Source organism: Sulfurisphaera ohwakuensis (assembly GCF_009729055.1).
GTDB lineage: Archaea > Thermoproteota > Thermoprotei_A > Sulfolobales > Sulfolobaceae > Sulfurisphaera > Sulfurisphaera ohwakuensis.
Window position 1 is genome coordinate 238,723 of the sequence record NZ_CP045484.1, and the last position, 21,901, is coordinate 260,623.

Sequence of the window (21,901 nt, forward strand, 5' to 3'; positions counted from 1 at the left end):
GTTACTTTGTATCATGAATGAGTGTTCCAGAATTAAACATAGAGGAGCAAGTGCAAAATATATTAAATAATATATTGGATCAGCTTAGATTATTATACCAACAATTTATGGAAAATGATGTGAATCATATGCAGATTTACTCTAAAATTGATGGATTAAAATCTGTAGTCGAAGATTCTAAATATAAACTGGGTGAATACATTATAAAAGTTAAAGAAGGAATAGAAACAGCAAGTTTATACTTAGATATACTAAATTATATAGAAAAAGTTTCGCAAAATTTAAGTGCAGTATCTTATAGATATACAGTTTTGCAAAGTAAAATAAAAATTGAAGATAAGATAATCCAATCGCTATTAATTAGTATGATAGAAAAATTAATTGCTGCAACCAGTAATGCTCTTGAATCTTTTAGACTGTTATCTCTTAATACTAGAAAGTCAGCTGAAAAAGCTAGGAATATTATAAAAATAGAAGAAGAAGTAGACGATCTATATAGAAACTTTGAGTTAAAATTGTTTGAAAAAGAAAGTGAACTTGCATTTATGATGTTAACAAAAGACATAGGTGACAGATTAGAAGATTGTGCAGACTTATTACGTGATACCGCAAATAATATACTTTACATTAGCTATCTAAGGGAATAGAATGATAGGTGAATTAGTAAAAGATAAGATTCTTATAAAAAATATTGAAGATGCTAGATCAATTTATAAAATGGGATATTATGGTAAGCCTATTGGTATTTCAAAGCCTAAATCTGCTGAAGAAATAAATTCTGAACTAATATTATCTTTAATAGAAGGAGTATACCTGGTTAAGAAAGGTAAGTTAGAGATTGTTTCAAATGGTGAAAGATTAGATTTTGAGAGATTATATCAAATAGGAGTTACACAAATTCCTAGATTTCGTATACTCTATAGTGTTTATGAGGATTTAAGAGAGAAAGGATATGTAGTAAGATCTGGAATTAAGTATGGTGCAGACTTTGCCGTTTACACCATAGGTCCTGGAATTGAACATGCTCCTTATTTAGTTATAGCTCTTGATGAGAATTCTCAGATCTCATCTAATGAGATTCTAGGATTTGGAAGAGTTTCACACAGTACCAGAAAAGAACTTATTTTGGGTATTGTTAATTTAACTAACGGAAAAATAAGATACATAATGTTTAAATGGTTGAAGATGTAATATGATTATAGGCTTAATAAAAATTGGGTGATAAATAATTGAATCCCAGAGACGGCACCTTTAGGCAAAAACCTAGCTTTAATGCTGACGAGCCAAAACCTATGCCTTTAGGAGAAAAATGTAATTATCTCTGTCCTTATTTTAGATGTAATAAAAAAGCACTTAATATACAGAAGAAATATATTAAAGGGACTCCTCAAAAAATTGGATATTGTATGTGGGTTGGAGATATATGTATAACCGGTGATTGTCAATACGCTTACTGTGAAAAAAGGGCCTTATTGCCCGGTAATAAATGTGCTTTTGCCATAAAGAGGAATGAAAACGGGGAAGATATGGAGAGAGAGTTAAAGAAAGAAGAAGAATATGATAGTAAAATGAAAGATATATTGTCTAAGAGGTTTGGTCACAAGGGATATGATTTGCTGTAGCAGTGTGCCAATGTTTATATAAGGAATTAGATATTTTTAACAAATCAAGAATTTTTCCTACAACAAAGTTTATCAAATCATCAACACCTTGTGGTGAATGATAGAAAGCTGGGGATGCGGGCATAATTATTCCTCCAGCTTTAGAAACCTTTAGAGCATTTTGTAATTCTATAGTCCCTAGGGGTGTTTCTCGTATTACTAAGATTAGTCTTTTTCTGACTCTTAAAAAATTAAGAGCTGTTCTAGATAATAAATTAGACGCGATTCCATTAGCAATTTCTGCTAGGGTTTTTATGCTACATGGTACTATGACCATTCCTCTTGTTTCTACTATATGACTTGAACTAGAAGGAGGAGCCTCTATTTGATCTTCGTCATAAATAATAGAGTCTTGAGCTTTAAAGAAAGAGTCCAAATCAATATCACATTCTATTTTAGCTACTTTTTTTGCTTCTTTGCTTAAAATAACTTCAGTTTTGTAACCCAACTCTTTTAGTGCCTTAACTGTTCTTATACCATAAATTATTCCGCTAGCACCACTTATACCTACAATAACTGTCCTTTTCTTGTCCCTACTTTCTGTTCTTGTCTCCTTATCCATTCCCTCACCCAATTATTATAACATTGTTTACTACAAAAAACCCATGGCTTATTATTGCAGCATGTTTTAACTACTATAGGATTATCTCTTATTATTTTGCCACACCAGCTACAGTGTAATTGGTTCACTTTTGTGTCTAACTGAAAAGGCATAGATGTTAATTTGGGTTATAAAATAAATAGATTTTTCATAAAAATGCTATATTAGCCAGTTTATAATCTACTTAATTCATGGATTCCAATTCAATAAAGGTTAAACAAGTAGATGAGGTTAAAATAAGTAAATACATTTTGAAGTATACTTTTCAAGACTGGGAGGATATAGTAGAAAGTGACGTAGTTATAGTAGGGGCTGGTCCTTCTGGAATGACTGCTGCATATTACTTAGCTAAAGCTGGTCTAAAAACTGTAGTTTTTGAAAGAAGATTAAGTTTTGGTGGTGGTATTGGTGGCGGTGCTATGTTATTTCATAAGATAGTTATTGAATCACCAGCTGATGAAATATTGAAAGAAATGAAAATTAAATTAAACAAAGTTGAAGAAGGAGTTTATATAGTGGATTCAGCGGAATTTATGGCAAAGTTAGCAGCTTCAGCTATTGACGCTGGAGCTAAGATCATTCATGGAGTAACAGTGGATGATGTAATATTTAGAGAAAATCCTCTAAAAGTTGTAGGAGTTGCAGTAGAGTGGACTGCAACACAAATGGCTGGGTTACATGTAGATCCCTTATTTATTTCAGCGAAAGCTGTTGTTGATGCTACTGGTCATGATGCTGAAGTAATTTCTGTTGCTGCAAGAAAAATTCCGGAATTAAACATAGTTATTCCTGGGGAAAAATCTGCATATAGTGAGATAGCTGAAGAATTGACCGTAGAAAATACCGGTATGGTTGCACCTGGTTTATATGCTGCTGGTATGGCTGTGACTGAAGTGAGAGGATTACCTAGAATGGGTCCTATCTTTGGTGCTATGGTCTTATCTGGTAAAAGAGTGGCTGAAATAATTATAAAAGATCTCCGTTACTCTTAAAGCCTATTATTATATTTTTTATTTCGATGAGTGAAGTACAACAAACTAAAATAAAGATTTCAGAAAAAGCTGAGGGTATAGTTGAAAGGGATATAAAAAATAATGTAATTGGTAGAAGAGAATTATATATTAAAGTTTTTCATATTGGTAGTGGAACGATATCAAGGAAAGATATGATTAAAGCAATTGCATCAAGTTATGGAGCTCAAGAAGATCTTGTGGTAATAAAGAAAATTCATACACTTTACGGTGCAGGTATTAGCTATGTTAGAGCGAATATATATAATGATAAGAAAACTTTACAAGAGTTTGAACCTCAATATTTAATAGGAAGAGATACTGGTCAAAAAGTAAAGAAAGGTGGTAAAGGTGCCCAAAAACAAGGATGAAAGTCAAAAAGCTATAGTTAGAACCTATTATATAATAGAAGGAGATAAAATTAAACTTAAAAATAAAAAATGTCCTAGATGCGGTAGTATTATGGCTCATCATATGAAACCTGTTGAGCGTTGGGCTTGTGGGAAGTGTGGTTACACTGAGTTTATAGGTAAAGGGAAATGAATGTTTTAGGGATCGAATCTACTGCTCATACTTTTGGGGTAGGTATAGTTTCTGATGATGATAGTGAAATAAGAATATTATCAAATGAAAGGGATACTTTTGTCCCTAAACAAGGTGGAATGAAACCTAGTGATTTGGGTAGGCATCATTCTGAAGTTGCACCAGAAGTATTACAAAAGGCCTTAATAAAGGCTAATTTGAGCATAAGAGATATTAATTATATAGCAGTTTCTTTAGGTCCTGGTATAGGGCCAGCATTAAGAGTAGGAGCTACAATAGCTAGAGCATTATCTTTAAAATATGACATTAAACTTGTACCCGTAAATCATGGAATTGCCCATATTGAAATAGGAAGATTTACAACTAGATCTAAAGATCCTTTAATCTTGTATCTTTCTGGAGGGAATACTATAATAACAACTTATTTAGATGGCAAGTATAGAATTTTTGGTGAAACGTTAGATATAGCATTAGGAAATATGTTAGACACATTTGTTAGAGAAGTAGGGCTAGCTCCTCCTTATATTGTAAACGGTGTTCATCAAATAGATTTATGTGCAAATAAAGGTGGGAATTTTATTGAGTTACCATATATAGTAAAGGGTCAGGATATGTCTTATAGTGGTTTGCTAACTGCTGCTTTAAGAGCGACAAAAAATAATAGACTTGAAGATGTATGTTATAGTGTTAGGGAAGTGGCTTTTGATATGTTATTAGAGGCTACTGAAAGAGCATTAGCATTGACTGGAAAGAAAGAAATTCTTGTTGTTGGGGGTGTTGCAGCTAGTGTAAGCTTAAAGACTAAGTTGTATAATCTTGCGAAAGATTGGAATGTTAAAGTAAAAATAGTTCCACCAGAATATTCTGGAGATAACGGGGCAATGATAGCTTTTACTGGTTTACTTGAGGCAAGGCACGGAGTTACAATTCCAGTAGAAAAAAGTATTATTAGACCTAGATGGAGAGTAGATCAAGTAGATGTGATATGGAGATTATCAGAGAATTAAAGAGAGGAGCAGAGTCCATAATTTATGAAGGATATTTTGCGGGTATTCACGCTATATTTAAGAAAAGAATATCTAAATCTTATAGAGATCAAAAACTTGATTATAAAATTAATAGTGAAAGGACTAAATTGGAAGCTAGATTAATGTATTCAGCTTTAAAAAATGGTATCAATGTTCCAGCATTATTACTTGTTGATCCTTATGAATACTTAATTGTCATGGAATATATAGACGGATTTCCTGTGAAAGAAATAGTTCCTAAGTATAAAGATGATAATTTAATCCGAATTGGTGAAATGATAGGGGAAATTGCTGGAAAACTGCATAAATCTGGAATATCACATGGAGATTTCACTACAAATAATCTTATATACACTACCGATAATGAGATATTTTTAATAGATTTTGGACTATCTAAGAGAAGCGATGATATTGAAGATTTCGCAACAGATGTACATGTTTTTTTAAGGAGTTTAGAAAGTGTTCACTATGAATTTAAAGATATAATTTTCAAAGGTTTTGAAAAAGGCTATTCTAAATTTATGGATTTTAAGAGTATTATGAATACAGTGAAACAAATAAGAATGAGGGGAAGATATGTTGAAGAGCGTAGAAGTAAACGTAATAACGTCTAATGAAAATAAATTTAAGGAATTAGATTCTATAGCTAAGAAATATAATATTAAATTAAAGTGGATAAATTTACCTAAATTTGAAGTACAATCTGATTCTTTAGAGGAGATTGTTAGAAGTTCTGCTGTTATAGCTTTCAATATGATAAGATCTCCTTTAATTGTTGAAGATAGTGGTTTATTTATCGAAGCCTTAAATAATTTTCCAGGTCCTTATACTAATTACGTAAGGAGAACATTAGGGTTAAAAGGTATACTAAAACTTATGGAAGGTATACAAAATAGAAAAGCATATTTTATGACAGCATTATGTTATGTTGATGAAGAAGTTATTAGAGTATTTACTGGTAAAGTAGTTGGGAAAATCTCTGAATCTATAAGAGGAGATAAAGGTTTTGGTTTTGACCCAATATTTATACCAGATGGAGAGGAAAGAACTTTTGGTGAAATGAATATTGAAGAGAAAAATAAGTATTCACATAGGGGTAAAGCCTTTGAAGAGTTTATAAAATTCTTTCTTACTTATATCTCTTAGTTTCTTCAATGCTCTCCTTATTCAATTCACTAAAATTGTTTATAGAATATTCATATAGATATTTATACTCTTCTTCTGTTAATTCTGGTAGTTTTTCTACTTCAAGGAATTCATTAAGTTCATTAATAGATGATATATTAGGGAGAACTGAAGAGACTCTTTTGTTATATAGTATAAATTTTAAAGCTAATTGAGATAATTTCATTCCCTTTTTTCTAGCAAAGGAAAGAAGAGGCTTAGAAAGTTCAACAGCTCTTCTGATCCAATTAATATCTTTCAAGCTTCTGTGTAGTTTAGGATCATTATATATTGGCCATTTATCTTCAATTAGTGCATCGGATGCGTGAGGTACTCTAACGAAATGACCAATATCATAATCTAAGAAATCTATTCCAGGCTTTAATTCGATTAAGTTGTATATATATTCCAGGCTTTCATATCCCATTTTTATGGCTTCTATGCCTTCCTCTCCCCATCCCAATGTTGGTCCTAATGCTACTCCAATTAATCTAACTTTTCCTTCTTTTTTCAAACCTTGTAAAAAATCCAAAATTTCTTTATTTTTTATTATATGTATCTTAGGATTATGTATCATTAAGATATCTACGTAATCTGTATTAAGTCTCTCTAAGCTTTTCTTAAATGCAAAATCTAAATATTCTATTGAAAATCTCTGTGAAGCTCTATTATTTACTCTATTATAGAAATCATAGCCTATTTTTGTTAGAATGATTATTTTGTCTCTTTTTGTGTTAAAGACTTTGGCTAATATTTTTTCACCAAGTCCTTCACCATATACATCAGCAGTATCAAAGAAGTTTATTCCATTTTCTAATGCTTTCCTTAATATCTCTTCAGCTTTGTTAATTTCTCCTCCCCACCAATCAGTAACAAGGCTCCAAACACCAATTCCTATTTCTGACACTTCAATATTAGTATGATCTATTTTTCTTAGATTCATGTAATACTACACCTAATGTTAAAATCATTTTTGATGTTATAAAAAGCATAGTGTATAATGCTTGTAAAAGTGCCAGAAAGAGTATTTGATGAACTACTCAGAAAATTGAAAATTCAAGTATATGAATATAATTCTAGAATAAAGGAATATGGGGTTTATCTTAAGCCTTATCACATCGTATACAAGAATGGAAAGCAGTATATATATATAGGGAAATATTGGTATAAGTTAGATAAAAAAGATGGAAAGCTTAAATGGATTTATTTAGGTAAGAAAAAACCAGACCAAAATTTACCAGATCCTCCAGCAATACCAGATTATACGATTATAAAAGACATTGAGGGATATATTATTGATGAAAAGGCATTAGATGAGATCAAATGAGAGCATTTTTTTAATCTTTTCAATTATCCCTAATTTTATACCATTCAAAATCATCGTTAGATCCTCATAATCTAATTTTATAAGTTCTGATATAGCAAGAATTGTTGACGGAGTAAATGGACTACCCATGAAAGCTTCTATGGAATATTTTCTTGAATTTACTCTAGCTAAGCGATAAAGAGTCGCAAAAGCATCATATACATTTGTCAGAGTCAAGTTTTTAGCATAAGAAGTTCTAGCCAAGATATCTAATATTTCTTTATTATTATTAGCAGATGCCAAGTCTTTTAATAAACTTTCATCAATTTTACAACTAATATTTTCAACAAGATGAAGTTTATATGCCATCATAGAAGCATAATAATCTTCGTAAGTGCAAATTATGTCTTGAGCTTTTGATTTCCAATCTCCTCTGAATTCACTAACTATTTTTGATAATTTATAAATGAAATAAAATTCTAATAAGGAGTTTATTTCAGAGGGGGTCTTTTTAGATGCTCTAGCCATTGCAAATTTTAATCCTTCATTAATTATACCTTTTGAAAAGTTTAAAATATCGTCTAAATTTTGTGGATTAGAATCTGCAAGTTCTTTTATTAATAGAAAATTATCAGATATTTTGGTTCCAGTTAATACTGAAGTGATTAGAGGTTCTAATTCGTTTAGGCTGAATAAATATAAGTATAAATCTATTATATCCGCGTTTGTTTTGACGTTACTTACGTATCCTCTAATTTTTAATAGGAAATTAATTGCGCGCTGCCTAAATTTTTTCTCTGCATTTTCTATGGTTGAAGGTATCTCTTCAATATAACCTCTATCTTTAAGCACTCCAATTGCATCTCTCCAATCACTTGAAGTTAAAAGCTCATTTATTGTACCCCTAGTTATAATGAATGACTTATATAACCTAGCTATTGCTGTGGAATATGCTAATGTGCTACTCATCTACTTAAATACCTCCTCGATTTTCTTTAGAACAAAATCTGTAGCTTTTTCAATGTTTTTTTGTCCTTTGTTCTTTATCTCAGTTATTTTTTTATCTCTTTCCTCAGAAAACTTCTTTGATAATTCATTAATTTTGTCATTCGTATTTTTCTCTACTTCTTTAGAAATTTGATTAAAAACTTCTTCCGCTACTCCTTTAAATTCTGTTGCTAACGATTCAGAAAAAATTACGAGTTTTTTTCCATCATCAGCTATATTTTTTTCGATATTTTTTAGCTCTTCTTCAAATCTTACTATTAGATTAGCGTATGTCGATAATTTTGAAGACATGCTATTATAATACTCTAAACACTACTTTTTAATGATTTTCTTCCTCTAATGATATAACCGGTATGCATTACTCCAATATTTTTTGGCCTTACAGCGTTCTCTTTAATTTGATATTCTCTTAGGATGAGTTCTTCAGCATGAATATCAATAAAACCATTATTCTTTAAAGCTATGCCAGTTTTTTCTATTTGATTTACTGTAGGAACAAAAATAACTATTGAGCCAGACGGTTTTAAAGCTTGATATGCAAATTTAACTACATTCCATGGGTCTGGCATATCAAGAAATATTGCATCTACACTAGTTTCGTCAAATCCTTCTCTAACATCTTTTAACTTAAATACAACTCTGTTTGAAAATCCTAAAAATTCAACGTTTTTCTTTGCTATTTCTTGCATATCTTGTCTAATATCATAAGTTATAACTTTACCATTATCTCCTAAATAATGAGCTAAAGATATAGTTAAAAACCCAGAACCTGTGCCAGCCTCAAGTACAGTATCTCCAGGCTTTATGCCAGAAGAATATATCATATAAGCAATATCTTTAGGATAAAGAACTTGAGAAGGCCTTCTCAATCCGTTATAAATATCAATTAATGTGGGTCTTAATATATATGCTTTATTTCCAGTTGATAATGTAACCTCAACTCCATATTCTAAGCCTATTATGTCATCTAAGCTTAATGCTCCTTTATCGCTTCCAACTTTTTTTCCTTTTCTAACTTTTACTAAATAAGTTCTTTTAGTATCTATCCAAAGAGTTATTAAATCCTCTTCTTTTATCATCAGAATTAGAAAGAATAAGAGAAATTAAAAATCAGTTCTGGTGTCTTATTTCATTATTCAAAAACACCAGCTTTCATCATTTGTCGTTTACCCATAGCTCTTTCCTAATAAACTCATTTAGTGCTGCTCTTATAACTTCACTTCTTGATGTGTATCTTCCCGTATTTATTAATTCATCTATTGCCTCTAAGAATTGTTCTGGTAATTTGACAGTTATTATTCTCATTATTGGTCAGTTATTTTGCTTCTATTATATAGTCTTATAAGCATTATTCCTTACTTTTATCAGCCTTTTCCCATAAATACTCAAAATAAACTTTGCCTATTTCTACGAAATAAATATGATTTGAGAACATACCTAATAACATATTTCCTTGAGTTTTTATTATTAAAAATATAGAGTTAGAAGTTATAATACCGCTTCCAAACATTGAGTCTAAATATTTTATGTTAAGGACATTGCTCTCTATATTAATATTTTTTGTTAATATAACTCTTACATCATATTTATATGAATTTGCTTCTAATATTTTAATTAAATCATCTGAAATTAGTTCTTTAAAAGATATAGCAACATAATATTTACTTGAGTTCTCAGCTAATATTTGCTTTAAAGTCTGTGCAATATTATCTTGCTGTACTAATGCTATGTTATAGAATGATGTTTGAGAAGAAAGTAATACAGAAATAGGTAGGATTAGTTCTCTTTCTACCTTGTCTAATGCATCAGAAATATTCTTTTTAACATTCTCCCATACTTCTCTTATGGGATTAGCTACATAATACGATGGTCTCTTTCCTATTCTTCTAATCCATCCTCTTCCTTCAAGTTTTGTTAAAATTGGATAAATTTTAGTATACGAAATATTTACTTTGTCTGATAATTCTTTAGCAGTCATTTTTCCATTAAGTAATAATAAAAAATAAAGTTTCAATTCATTTCGGGTTATTCCGAAGGCTCTTGCTATATTTCCAATTTTACTAACTATATCATCTATGTTCTGAGACATGTTAACATTTTTATTTTCCTTATACATATTAATAAACGGTGTGCTAAATGGGTGGTGCTAGTAAAAAACCTATATCTACTGTAGAGAAAAGAATGAAAAAGATGGCTGAGGAACAGCAAAAGAAGCAGCAAAAAAGAGCAACAACAAAGACAGGGAAAGAGTTAACTAGTAAGAACGTTGTAATTGATAATGAAACATTAAAGAAAGTGCAAGAAGAACTTAAAAAAGAGACCATAGTGACACCTTATACGTTATCAACTAAGTTAAATGTTACTATAAGTGTAGCAAAGAAAATTTTGGAAGAGCTTGAGAGGCAAGGAGTAGTAAAAATAGGGACTAAAGATAGAAGAACAGCTGTTTATATAGCTGCTTCATAAAATTATTATTCTTCGTCTTCTTTTTGCTCTTCTAATTTTCTTCCTACATTAGTTTTAATCTTTTTTATACTTTTACAGAACCCTTGTAATACAGAATCTATGTTGTTTATACTACCTATTCTTTCTCTTCCAGCTTCTTGGGTTAACACTGTAGATTCAACATAAACAACTGTATCTTCTTCTTCAGCTTGTTTATAAATTAAAGAGTTAACACTTGTAACAAAGGTAGGAGATGAGCCTATTATTTCTCCGTTTTCATCTTCTATTGTTTCTCCCACAATAATATAAGGAAGACCATTTTCTATAGTTCTTGCTATTGCCATATATTTAATTATATCATAACCATTCCTAGGATAAGCTTTTACTGTACCTACTATTGCTGCAACGTTATTAAGTGATAATAGCCTATTAATTTCTGGGGAAAATATATCATCTTCAGATATTATTCCATACCTTTTATCTAATGACATGTATACGGGTTCTTTACCGGCTGAAATTCCTAATCTCACATCTTTTTCTGAAACAATAATTTTTCTATATTTTCCTAATATTTCTCCTTGAGGTGATATTATAAGTGTTGTGAGGAAGATCTTAGGGCCTGCTTGTTCAAGAATTGGACCTGCAATTAAATGAATTTCTCCTTCCATTGATAGGTTTATTAATGTATCAGTAACACTACCAGGTATTTTTTCAGCTAAATTTTTTATTATACTTTTAGATTTCTTATCATTTTCGTATATTTCAAAGATATTACCTGCAGGGAATAATGAAGGTAAGATAACTAATTTTGCTCCCTTATCTTTTGCAGCCTTTATTAGTTTTTTAGCTTTTTCTATGTTATATTTCTTACTCATTTCTTTCAATCTAAGATGAAGTAAACCTATTAGCATAATATCACCTAATACTCTTTATTTCGTAATAAATATCCTTTAATATTTGTATATAATCTTGTTTACCTTGTTCTACCATATCCATCAACTGCAAAAGATTTCTTGTTCTTTCCTCAGATACAAAACTACTAAACTTTTGATTTAAATACTTATTTACTTCTTTGCCTAACTGTGTCGGGATAAGCTTCTTAGTTTTTTTACTTTCAATAACATATCCTCTTTTTAATATTGTGCTAATTATCGTAGCGTATGTACTAGGTCTTCCAATCTCTTTTCTCTTCATTTCGGCTACTAATTCCGCTTGAGTATACAAATTTACTGTACTTTTAACGAATGAACCAGTTAGTTGGATTGTAAAAACTAGTTCCGCATTTGTTGAGCCAGTTGTTTCTTGAAGTTTCTTTATAATACTATTTTTAATAATTCTTGTAGTAGGAAGATATAGGAATTTAGAATAGTCAAGCTGAATAGGAAGTTTTATATCTGTGATAAATTCAGAATAATTCTGTAAAGTTTTTAATTCAGAATTACAGTTACTATCTTCACATATTTTATATTCAATTCTCTCTTTAATAACTTTTAGGGGAGCTAATTGGCTTGTAATAAATCTTCTAAATATTAAGTCGTATATAAGGAAATGTGCTCTCGTGATTTTTTTAGCTAATTCTATCTCTCCTTCATCGACAAGAAGTCTTAATTGGTCTACATCTAGAGGTCTAGTAGGCCTTATTGCTTCATGTGCACCTCCCTCTCCCCAGCTTCTCGGCTTAAATATTTTAGTGTAGTTTTCTCCAGCTATTTGTTTTAGATATCCTTCAGCTATTGATATTCCTGTGTTAGAAATTCTAGTACTATCTGTCCTATGATAGGTTATAAGTCCTAACTCAAAAAGATCTTGAGCAATTTTCATTGTTTCAGATGCTGAGATTCCATAAAATTGATTAGCATCATAAAGTAAAGTATCTGTAGTATAAGGTGGTAGTGGATTTATTTCTTCTTCTAATACTTTTGTGTTAATGATTTTTACGTATATATTGGCATTTTTCCTTATTTTTTCATTTTGTTTGAGTACATAGAATTTAAGTTCGTTTATACCTTTAATACTACCATAATATATTTTTGTTTTATTTGCGTTATACTCTTCATATCTATTTACTATCCAATTAAGTACTGGTGATTGAACTCTTCCAGCACTTAAATTCTTATTTTCTTCACTTTTACAATTATAGCTCTTGCAATATTCTTTCCAGAAATCTTCTTGTAATTTAGTGGAAAGTTTAAATCCAATCCATCTATCTTCTATTCTCCTAACTATTTGAGATTTAACTAAATTTACGTTAAATGGTCTTGGATTATTGATTGCTTGGAGGATAGCTTTTCTAGTAACTTCATGAAATTCTGCTCTTTTTATGTTAGAATTAAATGGTTTTAAAGCAAGGTAAATATCCCAAGCGATTTTCTCTCCTTCAGTATCAGGATCTGTACCTATTAATATTTCATCTGCCTCTAAGGCTAATTTCCTTAATGCATCTATAGTAGCTGTTTTATCTAATATTATTTGTGTGGTATGACATTTAGGACACTGATTTCCTTGTTCAAAATCAGTAAACTGATGCCCATTTATACATTTCTTAATAGTATTATAATATGGTATAAAGTTAAAATGAGAATTCTGCTGCTGTACTTCAACACCGTAAATTCCTATGTTCTGAGTTGTTAAATCATATACATGTCCTCCTGTAGCTGCAACAATTAATATTTTATCTTCTAAAACGGTTTCGAAAGCTCTAATATTTTCAAGCTGTCTAATACTAGGTTTCGCAAAGAAGTTTGATATGGTTTTTGCTTTATTTGGCGATTCCACAATAAATAAAACCGTTTTAACTTTCTGTAACGAAGGTTCAATTTCTCCTTCTTTTTTTACCTTTAGTATTCTTTCTCTCTCTTCATTAATTTTATTTATTATTTCAGTTAAATCACTAGAGCCTATCTTATTATTTTTAATTTGTAACTCTTGCCATATAATTTCATCCAGGATCAATGAGAGTTTTCTGTTTAGTATATTGAATAAATTAATATCATCTATTAAGAGAACAGATAACCCAGTGGTTAGTTCTCCGCCATATATTCTTGAAGTTCTTCCGCTTGCTTGTATATATGTAAGATAGTCGGGCATGAGAATATAGCCGTTTGATATTACAAGATCTCCCAGTTCAGCTATCTTTTTAAGAATATTCTTATCTTCTAAGTATTTATTTACGACTTCATAGGCTCTAAGCAAAGTTTCATCCTCAAGCTTACCCTCTCTAGCTTGATTTGTTAGCATTGAAATTGCTGCCGGACTTAACTTTCTTAGTTTTCCTCTTACTCTACCAGCTAATCTTACAATATCCTGATCCTTAGTAATTAGACCTATCATACTTAAAATTCTAGATAATGCAACTAAATTCATTACTTCGCCTATCTTGAACTTAAATTTTGGAATTCCAACGAAAATAGCATACTTAACTCTCCAAGGTATATCTATTCCTCTTACTAGGATTCCATAATGAGTTGCAGATCCTATTAGAGCATATATGTTACCATTGGCGAAATCTTCAATTTTATTAGTATTAGATGAGGTTATCGTAACAACATTAAAACTATCACTCAATTTTGCTTCCAAGAATTTTGCATATTCTTGACCTTTATCAACTGGTACAAAGATAAGTCCTCCTTCACCTAGCTTGTTTAGAAGTTCTTTTAATAGATTTATTACATCATCATCGTTATTGGGTAGATATGCATATGTGTCGATTATTTTTCTCAAATAAATCACAGAACTACCTGGTCTAAAGCCCATTAATGCAGAAAGTACTGGATTACCACGAGTTAATGTTGCTGACGAAAATACGATAGTTTTCCCTTTAAGTTTATTTCCTCTTATTTCCTGGATTTTTGTATATACTGATTCATCTTCTCTAGATTTTCGTAGAAGCTCTTTTACTGATAAAATATCATCTTTTGAAAATCCAGCTAAATTAAGTATGGTTTCAGCACTTTTACTAGATTTTAATGCTGTATCAACGTCATCTACAAACATGAAATCATATTTTATGTTTTTTAGTTCATTTATTTTATCTATAAAAAATCTATTTGTTGCAATAAAGATATTAAAATCCCCTGCATTTAGTGCTTTGTATAACTCTTGTTTTTGAGATTCATTAATGCCAGAATGATAGTATAAGAGTTTTGTTTCTATATTAGTTTTATTAGAATACATAGATATTCTATCTACTGCTTGCTTAACTAAGCTTCTTGTAGGAAATATAAGAATAGATCTAAAATTCTTTGAGGAAAAGTATAATGAGGTAATAATACCAAATGTGGTTTTACCTAAACCTGGAGGAGCAATTATAGCAAAACTTTCCTTCCTTAAAACTCTTATAATCCAACTCTTTTGAGGTCCAAATGGAGGAAAGCCTATTATTCTTTTAAATAATTCAACGAAAATATCATATTCTCTTAGAACCTCTTTTATGTAGGATAGTCTATTTAGTTTATTTAACCTACTTAGTTCATCCACTAATTCTCTAATGTTATTAAATTCACGATCTTCTTCAAGGCACTCACTACATACAGATCCTTTATAGAGTCTTTCAGCTGAGATTACTCTGCCGCAATTAGGACATGAAGATAAGTAATTTGATGAAGGGATAGTATTCAAGATTCCCTATCACTAATTTATGTAACAGTTAGACTTATTTAAAAGATTGCATAGTTCAAAATAATGAGCCAAGAGGTCAGTCTAAGAGTAAGTGAAGCTAGACAAAGAGACGTAGGAAAAAAGATTGCAAGATTATCGGATTATACAATGAGAAGACTTGGGATTGAAACTGGAGATTATATTGAGATAATAGGTCCAAATGGTTCTGCCTTAGCTCAGGCTATGCCTTCTTATGATATTTCTGATGATGAAATAAAAATTGATGGATATATTAGGAAATCTATCGGAGTAGGGATTGGTGATGATGTAAAAGTAAAGAAAGCTAATGTAACTCCAGCAACTAAGATAACTCTTGCTCCTACACAACCAATAAGATTTGATAGAAGTTTCGTAGAATATGTAAAAGACCAACTAATGAATAAACCGTTGGCAAAGGGAGAAACAATACCAGTCCCAATTTACACTGGTACATTAGATTTCATAGTAATAAATACTCAACCTTCAAATTATGTATATGTTACAGAGTCGACAAACCTTGAAATAAGAGAGGAACCAGCTAAAGAAAGTGAATTAGGTGGATATCCTAAAGTAACGTGGGAAGATATAGGTGATTTAGAAGAGGCTAAACAAAAAATCAGGGAAATAGTTGAATGGCCTCTAAGGCATCCTGAATTATTCCAAAGATTAGGGATTGAACCACCTAAAGGAATTTTACTTTACGGCCCCCCCGGGAATGGTAAAACCTTACTTGCTAGGGCGTTAGCTAATGAGGTTGGAGCTAGTTTTTACACAATTAATGGCCCAGAAATTATGAGTAAATTTTACGGTGAGAGCGAGCAAAGATTAAGAGAAATTTTTGAAGAGGCACAGAAAAATGCTCCAGCTATAATATTTATTGATGAGATAGATTCTATTGCACCTAAAAGAGAGGAAGTTACTGGCGAAGTTGAGAAGAGAGTTGTAGCACAATTATTAACATTAATGGACGGGATTAAAGGTAGAGGAAAAGTAATAGTAATAGGTGCTACAAATAGACCAGATGCGGTAGATCCAGCACTAAGAAGACCAGGAAGATTTGATAGGGAAATAGAAATTAGACCCCCAGATACTAAAGGAAGAAAGGAAATCCTACAAGTACATACAAGAAATATGCCATTAGCAGAAGATGTAGATCTAGATAAACTTGCAGAAATTACATATGGATATACTGGAGCAGATTTAGCAGCACTAGCAAAAGAAGCTGCTATGAATGCTTTAAGAAGATTTATAGCTGAGAAGAAAATAAACCTTGAACAAGAAAGAATTCCTGCTGAAATTTTAAAGGAACTGAAAGTTACTATGCAAGATTTCTTAGAAGCTATGAAATCGATACAACCAACTCTACTTAGAGAAGTTTATGTTGAAGTTCCAAAGGTTCATTGGAACGATATCGGAGGTCTTGAGGAGGTTAAACAACAGCTTAGGGAAGCAGTTGAGTGGCCTTTAAGATTCTCAGAATTATTTAATAGAAGTGGAATAACTCCGCCTAAGGGTATTTTGTTGTTTGGTCCTCCTGGTACTGGTAAGACTATGCTTGCTAAGGCTGTTGCTACTGAGAGTGGTGCTAATTTTATTGCTGTTCGTGGTCCTGAAATCTTATCAAAGTGGGTTGGTGAGAGTGAGAAGGCTATTAGGGAAATATTTAGGAAGGCTAGGCAAGCAGCACCAACAGTAATATTCTTTGATGAAATAGACGCAATAGCACCAATGAGAGGACTAACAACAGACAGTGGCGTAACAGAAAGAATAGTAAACCAACTACTAGCAGAAATGGACGGAATTGTACCACTAAATAAGGTTGTCGTTATTGCTGCTACTAATAGGCCTGATATTCTTGATCCTGCTTTGTTGAGGCCTGGTAGGTTTGATAGGTTGATTTATGTTCCTCCACCAGATAAGAGGGCTAGGGCTGAGATTTTGAAAGTTCATACTAGGAATGTACCATTAGCTGAAGATATTACATTAGATGAGCTAGCTGAAAAAACAGAAGGCTACACTGGTGCAGATATCGAAGCTTTAGTAAGAGAAGCTACAATTAATGCTATGAGAAAGATATTCAATGATTGTGACAAGAAAGCAAAAGATCAATGTCAGAGTAATGTTGATTGTTATAATAGTAAAATGAGAGATTGTATGAATAATGCAAAAGTTGTTGTAACAAAAGAAGATTTTAATAAAGCTTTAGAGGTAGTTAAGCCAAGTTTAACAGCAGCTGATATACAAAGATATGAAAGACTAGCAAAAGAATTGAAGAGGTCAGTATTATGAAACAATATAAAATATTGTTTTTTATAGCAGATGGCTTAGGAGATAGGCCAGTAAGGAAACTTCAGGGTAAGACACCATTAGAATATGTGGATAAACCTAACATAAGAGAGCTTTTAAAGAATTCAATTGTAGGTCTTATGGATCCCATCTCACCAGGAGTTGTTCCAGGAAGTGATACCTCACATCTTTCCATGTTTGGTTTAGATCCACATAAATATTACAGAGGTAGAGGAGCTTTCGAAGCTATAGGTGCTGGTGCTAGATTAAAAGCAAGTGATGTAGCATTTAGAGGAAACTTTGCTACTGTAAATAACGAGTTTATAGTAGTTGATAGAAGAGCAGGAAGGAAAATAGAGGAAGCAGACGATTTAGTAAAAGAACTTAATGAGAAAATAGGAGAGATAGATGGAGTTAAGGTTAGGTTTTATCACGGGACCGAACATAGAGTCGCTGTAGTTTTGAGTGGTAAAGGGCTTACTGATAAGGTTAGTGACACTGATCCTCATGAAGTAAATAAAAAAGTTTTGGAGAGTAAGCCTCTGGATAATTCGCCAGAAAGTCAATTCACTGCTAGTATCGTAAATAAATTAACACATAAAATTTATGAAGTTTTAAATTCATCAGAAATAAATAAAATGAGGGTAAGTAAAGGAGAATTACCAGCGAATATTATACTACTTAGAGGCGCTGCTGAGTTTGTTGAGCTTCCTCAATTTGAAAGTTACACAAAGCTGAAAGCGGCTGCTGTGTCAGCGACAGCGTTGATTAAAGGAATTTGTGAGCAGATTGGAATGAGAGTTGTTACTCCTCCAGGAGCTACGGGAGGTTTAGATACTAATTACTTAGGAAAAGCTGATGCTGCAATAGAGTTATTAAAGGAATATGATTTTGTATTTTTGCATTTAAAGGCTACAGATGCAGCCTCGCATGATGGTAACATAGATGGAAAAGTATATGCTATTAATAAAATGGATGAGATGATTGGAAGAATATTAGATAAATTCGGAAGCGAGTTAGTTATTGCTATTAGCGGAGACCATGCAACGCCGGTAGAAGTTAAGGAACATACAGGTGATCCAGTTCCATTCTTATTATACGTTCCTTATAGTATAATTAATGATGTGGTAAATGACTTTAATGAAAGAGAAGTAAGAAGGGGTTCTTTAAGGATAAGAGGTCTTGATGTTATAAATTTACTACTAAATTATTCTAACAGAGCAGAAAAGTATGGTGCATGAAGAGGCTCGAAAGGTCTGATTGAATGATGACCCCGCGCAGGTCGGATTTTTAACATTTTTTTACATAAAATTTTTCTAGTATTTGTTTGACTCTTATTTTTACAAATTGATTATTTATTATGACTACTGCACCAGCATTAGGTTGTCCGTAAACAATAATATCATTATTTCTACCAAAGATAACTACTGGTATAACTAGTAAGTCTTCTTCTCCATCAACTAAGATTGTTGCTCTCTCGTTTTTGTCTAATGTATTTTTAATAGTTTTTATTACAGAAAATCTAATACTTGATTTCTCATTTTTTACTTTAATAACGTTTTCGTTGACAGTTTTAACTTTTATTTGTCTTTTCGTTTTCCCATCTATTATTGATAAAAAAGGAATTATATTGTGTTCATATAATGTTGATGTGACTACGTCACCTACTGTTATTAATCTACTATTTTTCTTCTCAAGTATAAAATTTATAAAGATATCATTATTTGTAAATAAAAAACCATAAGGTCTTGTTAATTCCTTTTTTATAGAGTCTGGCATTTCAAAACAGTAATCTATTTCACTATTACTGCGTATCTCCAAGGTACAGTAGCCCCAAATAATTTTGCTGTTTCTGACTGAGGATCCAAAATGATTACAATTCCGCTCCAGTCATCGCTGAAGCTAATTGATCCACAAACTGGACATTTAGGTGTATCTTGTGTCACTAATGCTCTACAATTCTTACAAGCTTTAAATTCTTTATTTTTTCCAGGCATTATTTACTCGCCTTTGTTAGCTCTTGTGTTATCCACTCTATCTTTCCCAAATATGGTTGTTTCATTGTTAAAGCTATTCTAGGCATTCTTCCACCACTTGTAGATACACTAATAATCCTTGCTCTAACTCTATCCCCTTTTTGTATTATTTTTTTGCTCCTTTCTCCTATAAGAATTCCCCTATTTTGATCAAATTTAAGATTATCATCAGTGATTTGTGAAATGTGTGCTAATCCATCAACTGGTCCTATATTTACATAAACCCCATAATTATCTACTTGATTAACTTCACCTTCTACAACTTCTTGAATTATTGGAACAAAAGCTAGCATTTCAAAACTAACTTCATGATACGTTGCACCATCTCCGAATATAATATATCCTTCTTCACTTACTTTAGCGTCTAGTACAGCGAGGACTAAACCAAGGTCTTTAATCATTTTTTCTTGATATTCTTGCCTTAAAATTTGTAGTGCTATTTCATCTAGTGGTTGCCCAAAATACTCAGGAGGAATGCGTATTATACCCTTTGCTTTAATTAGTTTAAACATAAAATATCAGACTAGATAATGATGTCTACCTTTATATTTTTACTCTTCTGTCTTAGATAAATAACTCTTACCCCTTTAAGCTTAGCTTTATGTCTAAGTCTAGTATCATTTGTAAACAAAAACAAATCGTAGTCTTTGCATATTTGTATAAGTGCATCGTCAACTCTCATGTTTTCATAACCTTCTATGCTTTTCCAATAATTTTTATATGTATTAAGGTATTGTAAGGCTAAATTGGCTTTCTTATTCATAATAATACTTTTAGAATTAAGAAATTTATTTAACTCTCTTATAACTATATTAGGTATATAGAAAACTGGCTTATAATCTAGAAATTGGATTATCTTCTCAAAAGGATCAAAACCGTGATATATATAAAGAAGTATATTAGTATCAACTAATACTCCTAAATTTTTATTATTCCCCAACCTACTAATCTCCATCTTCCACTAACTTGTCTACTTATAACAACTCTTAAATCTTTATCCCATACTACCAAAGGCCTTTTTAATTCTACTTCTAATTCATCATTCTTAATGTTCTTTGCTACACCTAAGGTAGTTGCTGAACCTAGTGTTAGCATTAATACCTCGCCTTTCTTAATATTCTCGACTTTAACTAATTCTTTTGCTCCAACAACTCTTTCTAGTAATTGATAGTTTTCAATTTTTAAATTCCATAAAACAGAAACATTTTTGTTACTCGATTTAACTACTACACTACCAACTAAACTATCAGCCTTAACATAGGAAGGATCTAATTCAGTTCCTAAAGCTACTAAACCACCCGGTTTAGCCTCTTTTACTTCTAAATCAGAGAAACGAATAGAAGTAATTGTTGTGTAAAGCGGTTCATACTCTACTTTACCGCCAGGTTTTTCATGCCTTAATCCCGGCAAGATTTTTATCTCGTCTCCTATTTCTAGTTTTCCTTGAATAATACTACCTCCAATTACTCCTCCTTTCAGTTCATTATAAGGAGTCCCAGGCTTATTTACATCAAAACTTCTAATAACTAACATGATTGGATCTTTGCTAAGATCTCTCTGAGGAGTTGGGATATACTTTTGAATTCCTTCTATTAACGCATCGATATTAATTTTATGCAACGCACTGACTGGAATTATTGGAGCGTCTTCAGCCCAGGTACCCTTTAGAAATTCTTTTATTTGCTTATATTGTTTTAACGCTTCTTCTTTGCTTACTACGTCTACCTTATTTTGTACTATAATTAAATTTTTTATATTAACAATGCCTAAAGCAACAAAATGCTCTCTTGTTTGTGGTTGAGGAAAAGGCTCATTAGCTGCTACAACAAGTAACGCGCCATCCATAAGTGCTGCTCCAGATAACATTGTAGCCATTAAAATTTCGTGCCCTGGTGCATCAATAAAAGATACTTTCCTAAGAAATTGTGGTTTTTCGTCACTTCCACACTGATTGCAAGAGTATTCTGTAACATATGCTTCTGGCTTGTTACAGTTGGGGCACACACCTATACTAGCTTCTGCATATCCAAGTTTTATTGTCATACCCCGCTTTAATTCTTCACTATGCTTTGAAGTCCAAACTCCAGTAATCGCTTGGACTAATGTAGTTTTACCATGATCTACATGGCCAACTACACCTATGTTAACTTCTGGTTGAACTTGTGGCCAAGACAAAAG

28 protein-coding genes are annotated in these 21,901 nt (G+C 31.6%); 13 read left to right on the forward strand and 15 right to left on the reverse strand.

Translation table 11 applies throughout. The features are described from left to right. Window positions 1-17 precede the first annotated feature (17 nt). Genes D1869_RS01475 through D1869_RS01485 form a run of 3 tightly spaced genes read left to right on the forward strand, consistent with a single transcriptional unit; the run spans window position 18 to window position 1,622 of the window. Window positions 18-647, forward strand: a complete 630-nt coding sequence (locus D1869_RS01475; RefSeq protein WP_156013615.1) for a DUF47 family protein — start codon at window positions 18-20, stop codon at window positions 645-647. A 1-nt stretch (window position 648) separates the two neighbouring features. Then, the gene (endA, locus tag D1869_RS01480) at window positions 649-1,191 is read left to right on the forward strand and encodes a tRNA-intron lyase (RefSeq protein WP_156013616.1); all 543 of its coding nucleotides are present in this window, start codon (window positions 649-651) and stop codon (window positions 1,189-1,191) included. A 38-nt stretch (window positions 1,192-1,229) separates the two neighbouring features. Continuing rightward, window positions 1,230-1,622, forward strand: coding sequence for a hypothetical protein (locus tag D1869_RS01485; RefSeq protein ID WP_156013617.1), 393 nt, complete (start codon window positions 1,230-1,232; stop codon window positions 1,620-1,622). On the opposite strand, the gene D1869_RS01490 is transcribed toward D1869_RS01485, so the two are convergent. Both D1869_RS01490 and D1869_RS15855 read right to left on the reverse strand, forming a co-directional pair. Continuing rightward, complete coding sequence (locus D1869_RS01490; protein ID WP_375781465.1) at window positions 1,585-2,223, reverse strand: UbiX family flavin prenyltransferase; 639 nt, start codon at window positions 2,221-2,223, stop codon at window positions 1,585-1,587. The two genes, D1869_RS01485 and D1869_RS01490, sit on opposite strands and share 38 nt — an antisense overlap. After that, window positions 2,169-2,375 carry a TRASH domain-containing protein gene (locus tag D1869_RS15855; protein ID WP_156013619.1) on the reverse strand — a complete coding sequence of 69 codons (207 nt, stop codon included), beginning with the start codon at window positions 2,373-2,375 and terminating at the stop codon, window positions 2,169-2,171. Before D1869_RS15855 ends, D1869_RS01490 begins: the two co-directional genes overlap by 55 nt. Window positions 2,376-2,453: 78 nt before the next feature. On the opposite strand from D1869_RS15855, the gene D1869_RS01500 reads away from it, so the two are divergent. Genes D1869_RS01500 through D1869_RS01525 form a run of 6 tightly spaced genes read left to right on the forward strand, consistent with a single transcriptional unit; the run spans window position 2,454 to window position 5,989 of the window. Beyond that, a complete protein-coding gene (locus D1869_RS01500; protein WP_156013620.1) occupies window positions 2,454-3,254 on the forward strand; it encodes a sulfide-dependent adenosine diphosphate thiazole synthase in 801 nt (266 codons plus the stop codon). A gap of 26 nt (window positions 3,255-3,280) precedes the next feature. Continuing rightward, window positions 3,281-3,643 carry a 30S ribosomal protein S24e gene (locus tag D1869_RS01505; protein ID WP_010978324.1) on the forward strand — a complete coding sequence of 121 codons (363 nt, stop codon included), beginning with the start codon at window positions 3,281-3,283 and terminating at the stop codon, window positions 3,641-3,643. Continuing rightward, window positions 3,615-3,815, forward strand: coding sequence for a 30S ribosomal protein S27ae (locus tag D1869_RS01510; RefSeq protein ID WP_010978325.1), 201 nt, complete (start codon window positions 3,615-3,617; stop codon window positions 3,813-3,815). The genes D1869_RS01505 and D1869_RS01510 overlap by 29 nt, the downstream gene beginning before the upstream one ends. Further along, on the forward strand, window positions 3,812-4,822 hold the full coding sequence (kae1, locus tag D1869_RS01515; RefSeq protein ID WP_156013621.1) for a KEOPS complex N(6)-L-threonylcarbamoyladenine synthase Kae1: 1,011 nt from the start codon (window positions 3,812-3,814) through the stop codon (window positions 4,820-4,822). Before D1869_RS01510 ends, kae1 begins: the two co-directional genes overlap by 4 nt. After that, the gene (locus D1869_RS01520) at window positions 4,774-5,457 is read left to right on the forward strand and encodes a Kae1-associated kinase Bud32 (RefSeq protein ID WP_156013622.1); all 684 of its coding nucleotides are present in this window, start codon (window positions 4,774-4,776) and stop codon (window positions 5,455-5,457) included. Before kae1 ends, D1869_RS01520 begins: the two co-directional genes overlap by 49 nt. Beyond that, a complete protein-coding gene (locus D1869_RS01525) occupies window positions 5,420-5,989 on the forward strand; it encodes an XTP/dITP diphosphatase (protein WP_156013623.1) in 570 nt (189 codons plus the stop codon). The genes D1869_RS01520 and D1869_RS01525 overlap by 38 nt, the downstream gene beginning before the upstream one ends. Here D1869_RS01525 and D1869_RS01530 read toward each other — a convergent pair. After that, window positions 5,973-6,950 carry an aldo/keto reductase gene (locus tag D1869_RS01530; protein WP_156013624.1) on the reverse strand — a complete coding sequence of 326 codons (978 nt, stop codon included), beginning with the start codon at window positions 6,948-6,950 and terminating at the stop codon, window positions 5,973-5,975. The genes D1869_RS01525 and D1869_RS01530 overlap by 17 nt on opposite strands. A 57-nt stretch (window positions 6,951-7,007) precedes the next feature. Between D1869_RS01530 and ubp the strand changes: the two genes are divergently transcribed. After that, window positions 7,008-7,334 (forward strand): UBP family nucleoid-associated protein, encoded by a 327-nt coding sequence (ubp, locus tag D1869_RS01535; RefSeq protein WP_156013625.1) that lies wholly within the window; start codon window positions 7,008-7,010, stop codon window positions 7,332-7,334. On the opposite strand, the gene D1869_RS01540 is transcribed toward ubp, so the two are convergent. From D1869_RS01540 to D1869_RS01560, 5 genes are all read right to left on the reverse strand, one after another. Beyond that, entirely contained in the window at window positions 7,317-8,282 is a 966-nt protein-coding gene (locus D1869_RS01540) for a V0D/AC39 family V-type ATPase subunit (RefSeq protein ID WP_156013626.1), read from the reverse strand. The two genes, ubp and D1869_RS01540, sit on opposite strands and share 18 nt — an antisense overlap. After that, window positions 8,283-8,612, reverse strand: a complete 330-nt coding sequence (locus D1869_RS01545; RefSeq protein ID WP_156013627.1) for a hypothetical protein — start codon at window positions 8,610-8,612, stop codon at window positions 8,283-8,285. It abuts the gene before it with no gap. A gap of 14 nt (window positions 8,613-8,626) precedes the next feature. Continuing rightward, complete coding sequence (locus D1869_RS01550; RefSeq protein WP_156013628.1) at window positions 8,627-9,400, reverse strand: tRNA (adenine-N1)-methyltransferase; 774 nt, start codon at window positions 9,398-9,400, stop codon at window positions 8,627-8,629. A gap of 76 nt (window positions 9,401-9,476) precedes the next feature. Further along, entirely contained in the window at window positions 9,477-9,626 is a 150-nt protein-coding gene (locus tag D1869_RS01555; RefSeq protein ID WP_156013629.1) for a ribbon-helix-helix domain-containing protein, read from the reverse strand. A gap of 43 nt (window positions 9,627-9,669) precedes the next feature. After that, the gene (locus D1869_RS01560; protein WP_231113673.1) at window positions 9,670-10,410 is read right to left on the reverse strand and encodes a TrmB family transcriptional regulator; all 741 of its coding nucleotides are present in this window, start codon (window positions 10,408-10,410) and stop codon (window positions 9,670-9,672) included. Between the two features lie 47 nt (window positions 10,411-10,457). Here D1869_RS01560 and D1869_RS01565 point away from each other — a divergent pair, with 47 nt between their 5' ends. Next, window positions 10,458-10,787 (forward strand): 30S ribosomal protein S25e, encoded by a 330-nt coding sequence (locus tag D1869_RS01565; protein WP_010978335.1) that lies wholly within the window; start codon window positions 10,458-10,460, stop codon window positions 10,785-10,787. Between the two features lie 5 nt (window positions 10,788-10,792). On the opposite strand, the gene D1869_RS01570 is transcribed toward D1869_RS01565, so the two are convergent. After that, window positions 10,793-11,677, reverse strand: a complete 885-nt coding sequence (locus D1869_RS01570) for a carbon-nitrogen hydrolase family protein (protein ID WP_010978336.1) — start codon at window positions 11,675-11,677, stop codon at window positions 10,793-10,795. A gap of 4 nt (window positions 11,678-11,681) precedes the next feature. Further along, window positions 11,682-15,383 carry a reverse gyrase gene (gene rgy, locus D1869_RS01575; protein ID WP_156013631.1) on the reverse strand — a complete coding sequence of 1,234 codons (3,702 nt, stop codon included), beginning with the start codon at window positions 15,381-15,383 and terminating at the stop codon, window positions 11,682-11,684. A 63-nt stretch (window positions 15,384-15,446) separates the two neighbouring features. Here rgy and D1869_RS01580 point away from each other — a divergent pair, with 63 nt between their 5' ends. Both D1869_RS01580 and D1869_RS01585 read left to right on the forward strand, forming a co-directional pair. Then, window positions 15,447-17,690 carry a CDC48 family AAA ATPase gene (locus D1869_RS01580; protein WP_156013632.1) on the forward strand — a complete coding sequence of 748 codons (2,244 nt, stop codon included), beginning with the start codon at window positions 15,447-15,449 and terminating at the stop codon, window positions 17,688-17,690. Continuing rightward, window positions 17,687-18,928, forward strand: a complete 1,242-nt coding sequence (locus D1869_RS01585; protein WP_156013633.1) for a 2,3-bisphosphoglycerate-independent phosphoglycerate mutase — start codon at window positions 17,687-17,689, stop codon at window positions 18,926-18,928. The genes D1869_RS01580 and D1869_RS01585 overlap by 4 nt, the downstream gene beginning before the upstream one ends. A gap of 49 nt (window positions 18,929-18,977) precedes the next feature. Here D1869_RS01585 and D1869_RS01590 read toward each other — a convergent pair whose 3' ends face one another. The 5 genes from D1869_RS01590 to eif2g are packed head-to-tail and all read right to left on the reverse strand — an operon-like array spanning window position 18,978 to window position 21,898. After that, entirely contained in the window at window positions 18,978-19,466 is a 489-nt protein-coding gene (locus D1869_RS01590; RefSeq protein ID WP_156013634.1) for a GTP-dependent dephospho-CoA kinase family protein, read from the reverse strand. Window positions 19,467-19,480: 14 nt separating this feature from the next. Then, window positions 19,481-19,684, reverse strand: coding sequence for a transcription elongation factor subunit Spt4 (gene spt4, locus D1869_RS01595; protein ID WP_156013635.1), 204 nt, complete (start codon window positions 19,682-19,684; stop codon window positions 19,481-19,483). Beyond that, a complete protein-coding gene (locus tag D1869_RS01600; protein ID WP_156013636.1) occupies window positions 19,684-20,235 on the reverse strand; it encodes a DNA-directed RNA polymerase in 552 nt (183 codons plus the stop codon). Before D1869_RS01600 ends, spt4 begins: the two co-directional genes overlap by 1 nt. Window positions 20,236-20,246: 11 nt before the next feature. Next, window positions 20,247-20,678, reverse strand: a complete 432-nt coding sequence (locus tag D1869_RS01605; RefSeq protein ID WP_231113675.1) for a type II toxin-antitoxin system VapC family toxin — start codon at window positions 20,676-20,678, stop codon at window positions 20,247-20,249. Continuing rightward, window positions 20,642-21,898, reverse strand: coding sequence for a translation initiation factor IF-2 subunit gamma (eif2g, locus tag D1869_RS01610; RefSeq protein ID WP_052846878.1), 1,257 nt, complete (start codon window positions 21,896-21,898; stop codon window positions 20,642-20,644). The genes D1869_RS01605 and eif2g overlap by 37 nt, the downstream gene beginning before the upstream one ends. Between the last annotated feature and the right edge of the window lie 3 nt (window positions 21,899-21,901).

What these genes read in the sequence shown, in the direction of transcription:
- D1869_RS01555 (WP_156013629.1), bottom strand. Translation starts at nt 9,626, where the DNA reads ATGAGAATAATAACTGTCAAATTACCAGAACAATTCTTAGAGGCAATA.
- D1869_RS01475 (WP_156013615.1), top strand. Translation starts at nt 18, where the DNA reads ATGAGTGTTCCAGAATTAAACATAGAGGAGCAAGTGCAAAATATATTA.
- endA (WP_156013616.1), top strand. Translation starts at nt 649, where the DNA reads ATGATAGGTGAATTAGTAAAAGATAAGATTCTTATAAAAAATATTGAA.
- kae1 (WP_156013621.1), top strand. Translation starts at nt 3,812, where the DNA reads ATGAATGTTTTAGGGATCGAATCTACTGCTCATACTTTTGGGGTAGGT.
- D1869_RS01490 (WP_375781465.1), bottom strand. Translation starts at nt 2,223, where the DNA reads ATGGATAAGGAGACAAGAACAGAAAGTAGGGACAAGAAAAGGACAGTT.
- D1869_RS01530 (WP_156013624.1), bottom strand. Translation starts at nt 6,950, where the DNA reads ATGAATCTAAGAAAAATAGATCATACTAATATTGAAGTGTCAGAAATA.
- D1869_RS01505 (WP_010978324.1), top strand. Translation starts at nt 3,281, where the DNA reads ATGAGTGAAGTACAACAAACTAAAATAAAGATTTCAGAAAAAGCTGAG.
- ubp (WP_156013625.1), top strand. Translation starts at nt 7,008, where the DNA reads ATGCTTGTAAAAGTGCCAGAAAGAGTATTTGATGAACTACTCAGAAAA.
- D1869_RS01550 (WP_156013628.1), bottom strand. Translation starts at nt 9,400, where the DNA reads ATGATAAAAGAAGAGGATTTAATAACTCTTTGGATAGATACTAAAAGA.
- D1869_RS01545 (WP_156013627.1), bottom strand. Translation starts at nt 8,612, where the DNA reads ATGTCTTCAAAATTATCGACATACGCTAATCTAATAGTAAGATTTGAA.
- D1869_RS01580 (WP_156013632.1), top strand. Translation starts at nt 15,447, where the DNA reads ATGAGCCAAGAGGTCAGTCTAAGAGTAAGTGAAGCTAGACAAAGAGAC.
- D1869_RS15855 (WP_156013619.1), bottom strand. Translation starts at nt 2,375, where the DNA reads ATGCCTTTTCAGTTAGACACAAAAGTGAACCAATTACACTGTAGCTGG.
- D1869_RS01585 (WP_156013633.1), top strand. Translation starts at nt 17,687, where the DNA reads ATGAAACAATATAAAATATTGTTTTTTATAGCAGATGGCTTAGGAGAT.
- D1869_RS01560 (WP_231113673.1), bottom strand. Translation starts at nt 10,410, where the DNA reads ATGTCTCAGAACATAGATGATATAGTTAGTAAAATTGGAAATATAGCA.
- spt4 (WP_156013635.1), bottom strand. Translation starts at nt 19,684, where the DNA reads ATGCCTGGAAAAAATAAAGAATTTAAAGCTTGTAAGAATTGTAGAGCA.
- D1869_RS01525 (WP_156013623.1), top strand. Translation starts at nt 5,420, where the DNA reads ATGTTGAAGAGCGTAGAAGTAAACGTAATAACGTCTAATGAAAATAAA.
- D1869_RS01605 (WP_231113675.1), bottom strand. Translation starts at nt 20,678, where the DNA reads ATGGAGATTAGTAGGTTGGGGAATAATAAAAATTTAGGAGTATTAGTT.
- D1869_RS01540 (WP_156013626.1), bottom strand. Translation starts at nt 8,282, where the DNA reads ATGAGTAGCACATTAGCATATTCCACAGCAATAGCTAGGTTATATAAG.
- D1869_RS01500 (WP_156013620.1), top strand. Translation starts at nt 2,454, where the DNA reads ATGGATTCCAATTCAATAAAGGTTAAACAAGTAGATGAGGTTAAAATA.
- D1869_RS01600 (WP_156013636.1), bottom strand. Translation starts at nt 20,235, where the DNA reads ATGTTTAAACTAATTAAAGCAAAGGGTATAATACGCATTCCTCCTGAG.
- D1869_RS01520 (WP_156013622.1), top strand. Translation starts at nt 4,774, where the DNA reads ATGGAGAGTAGATCAAGTAGATGTGATATGGAGATTATCAGAGAATTA.
- D1869_RS01565 (WP_010978335.1), top strand. Translation starts at nt 10,458, where the DNA reads ATGGGTGGTGCTAGTAAAAAACCTATATCTACTGTAGAGAAAAGAATG.
- D1869_RS01590 (WP_156013634.1), bottom strand. Translation starts at nt 19,466, where the DNA reads ATGCCAGACTCTATAAAAAAGGAATTAACAAGACCTTATGGTTTTTTA.
- D1869_RS01570 (WP_010978336.1), bottom strand. Translation starts at nt 11,677, where the DNA reads ATGCTAATAGGTTTACTTCATCTTAGATTGAAAGAAATGAGTAAGAAA.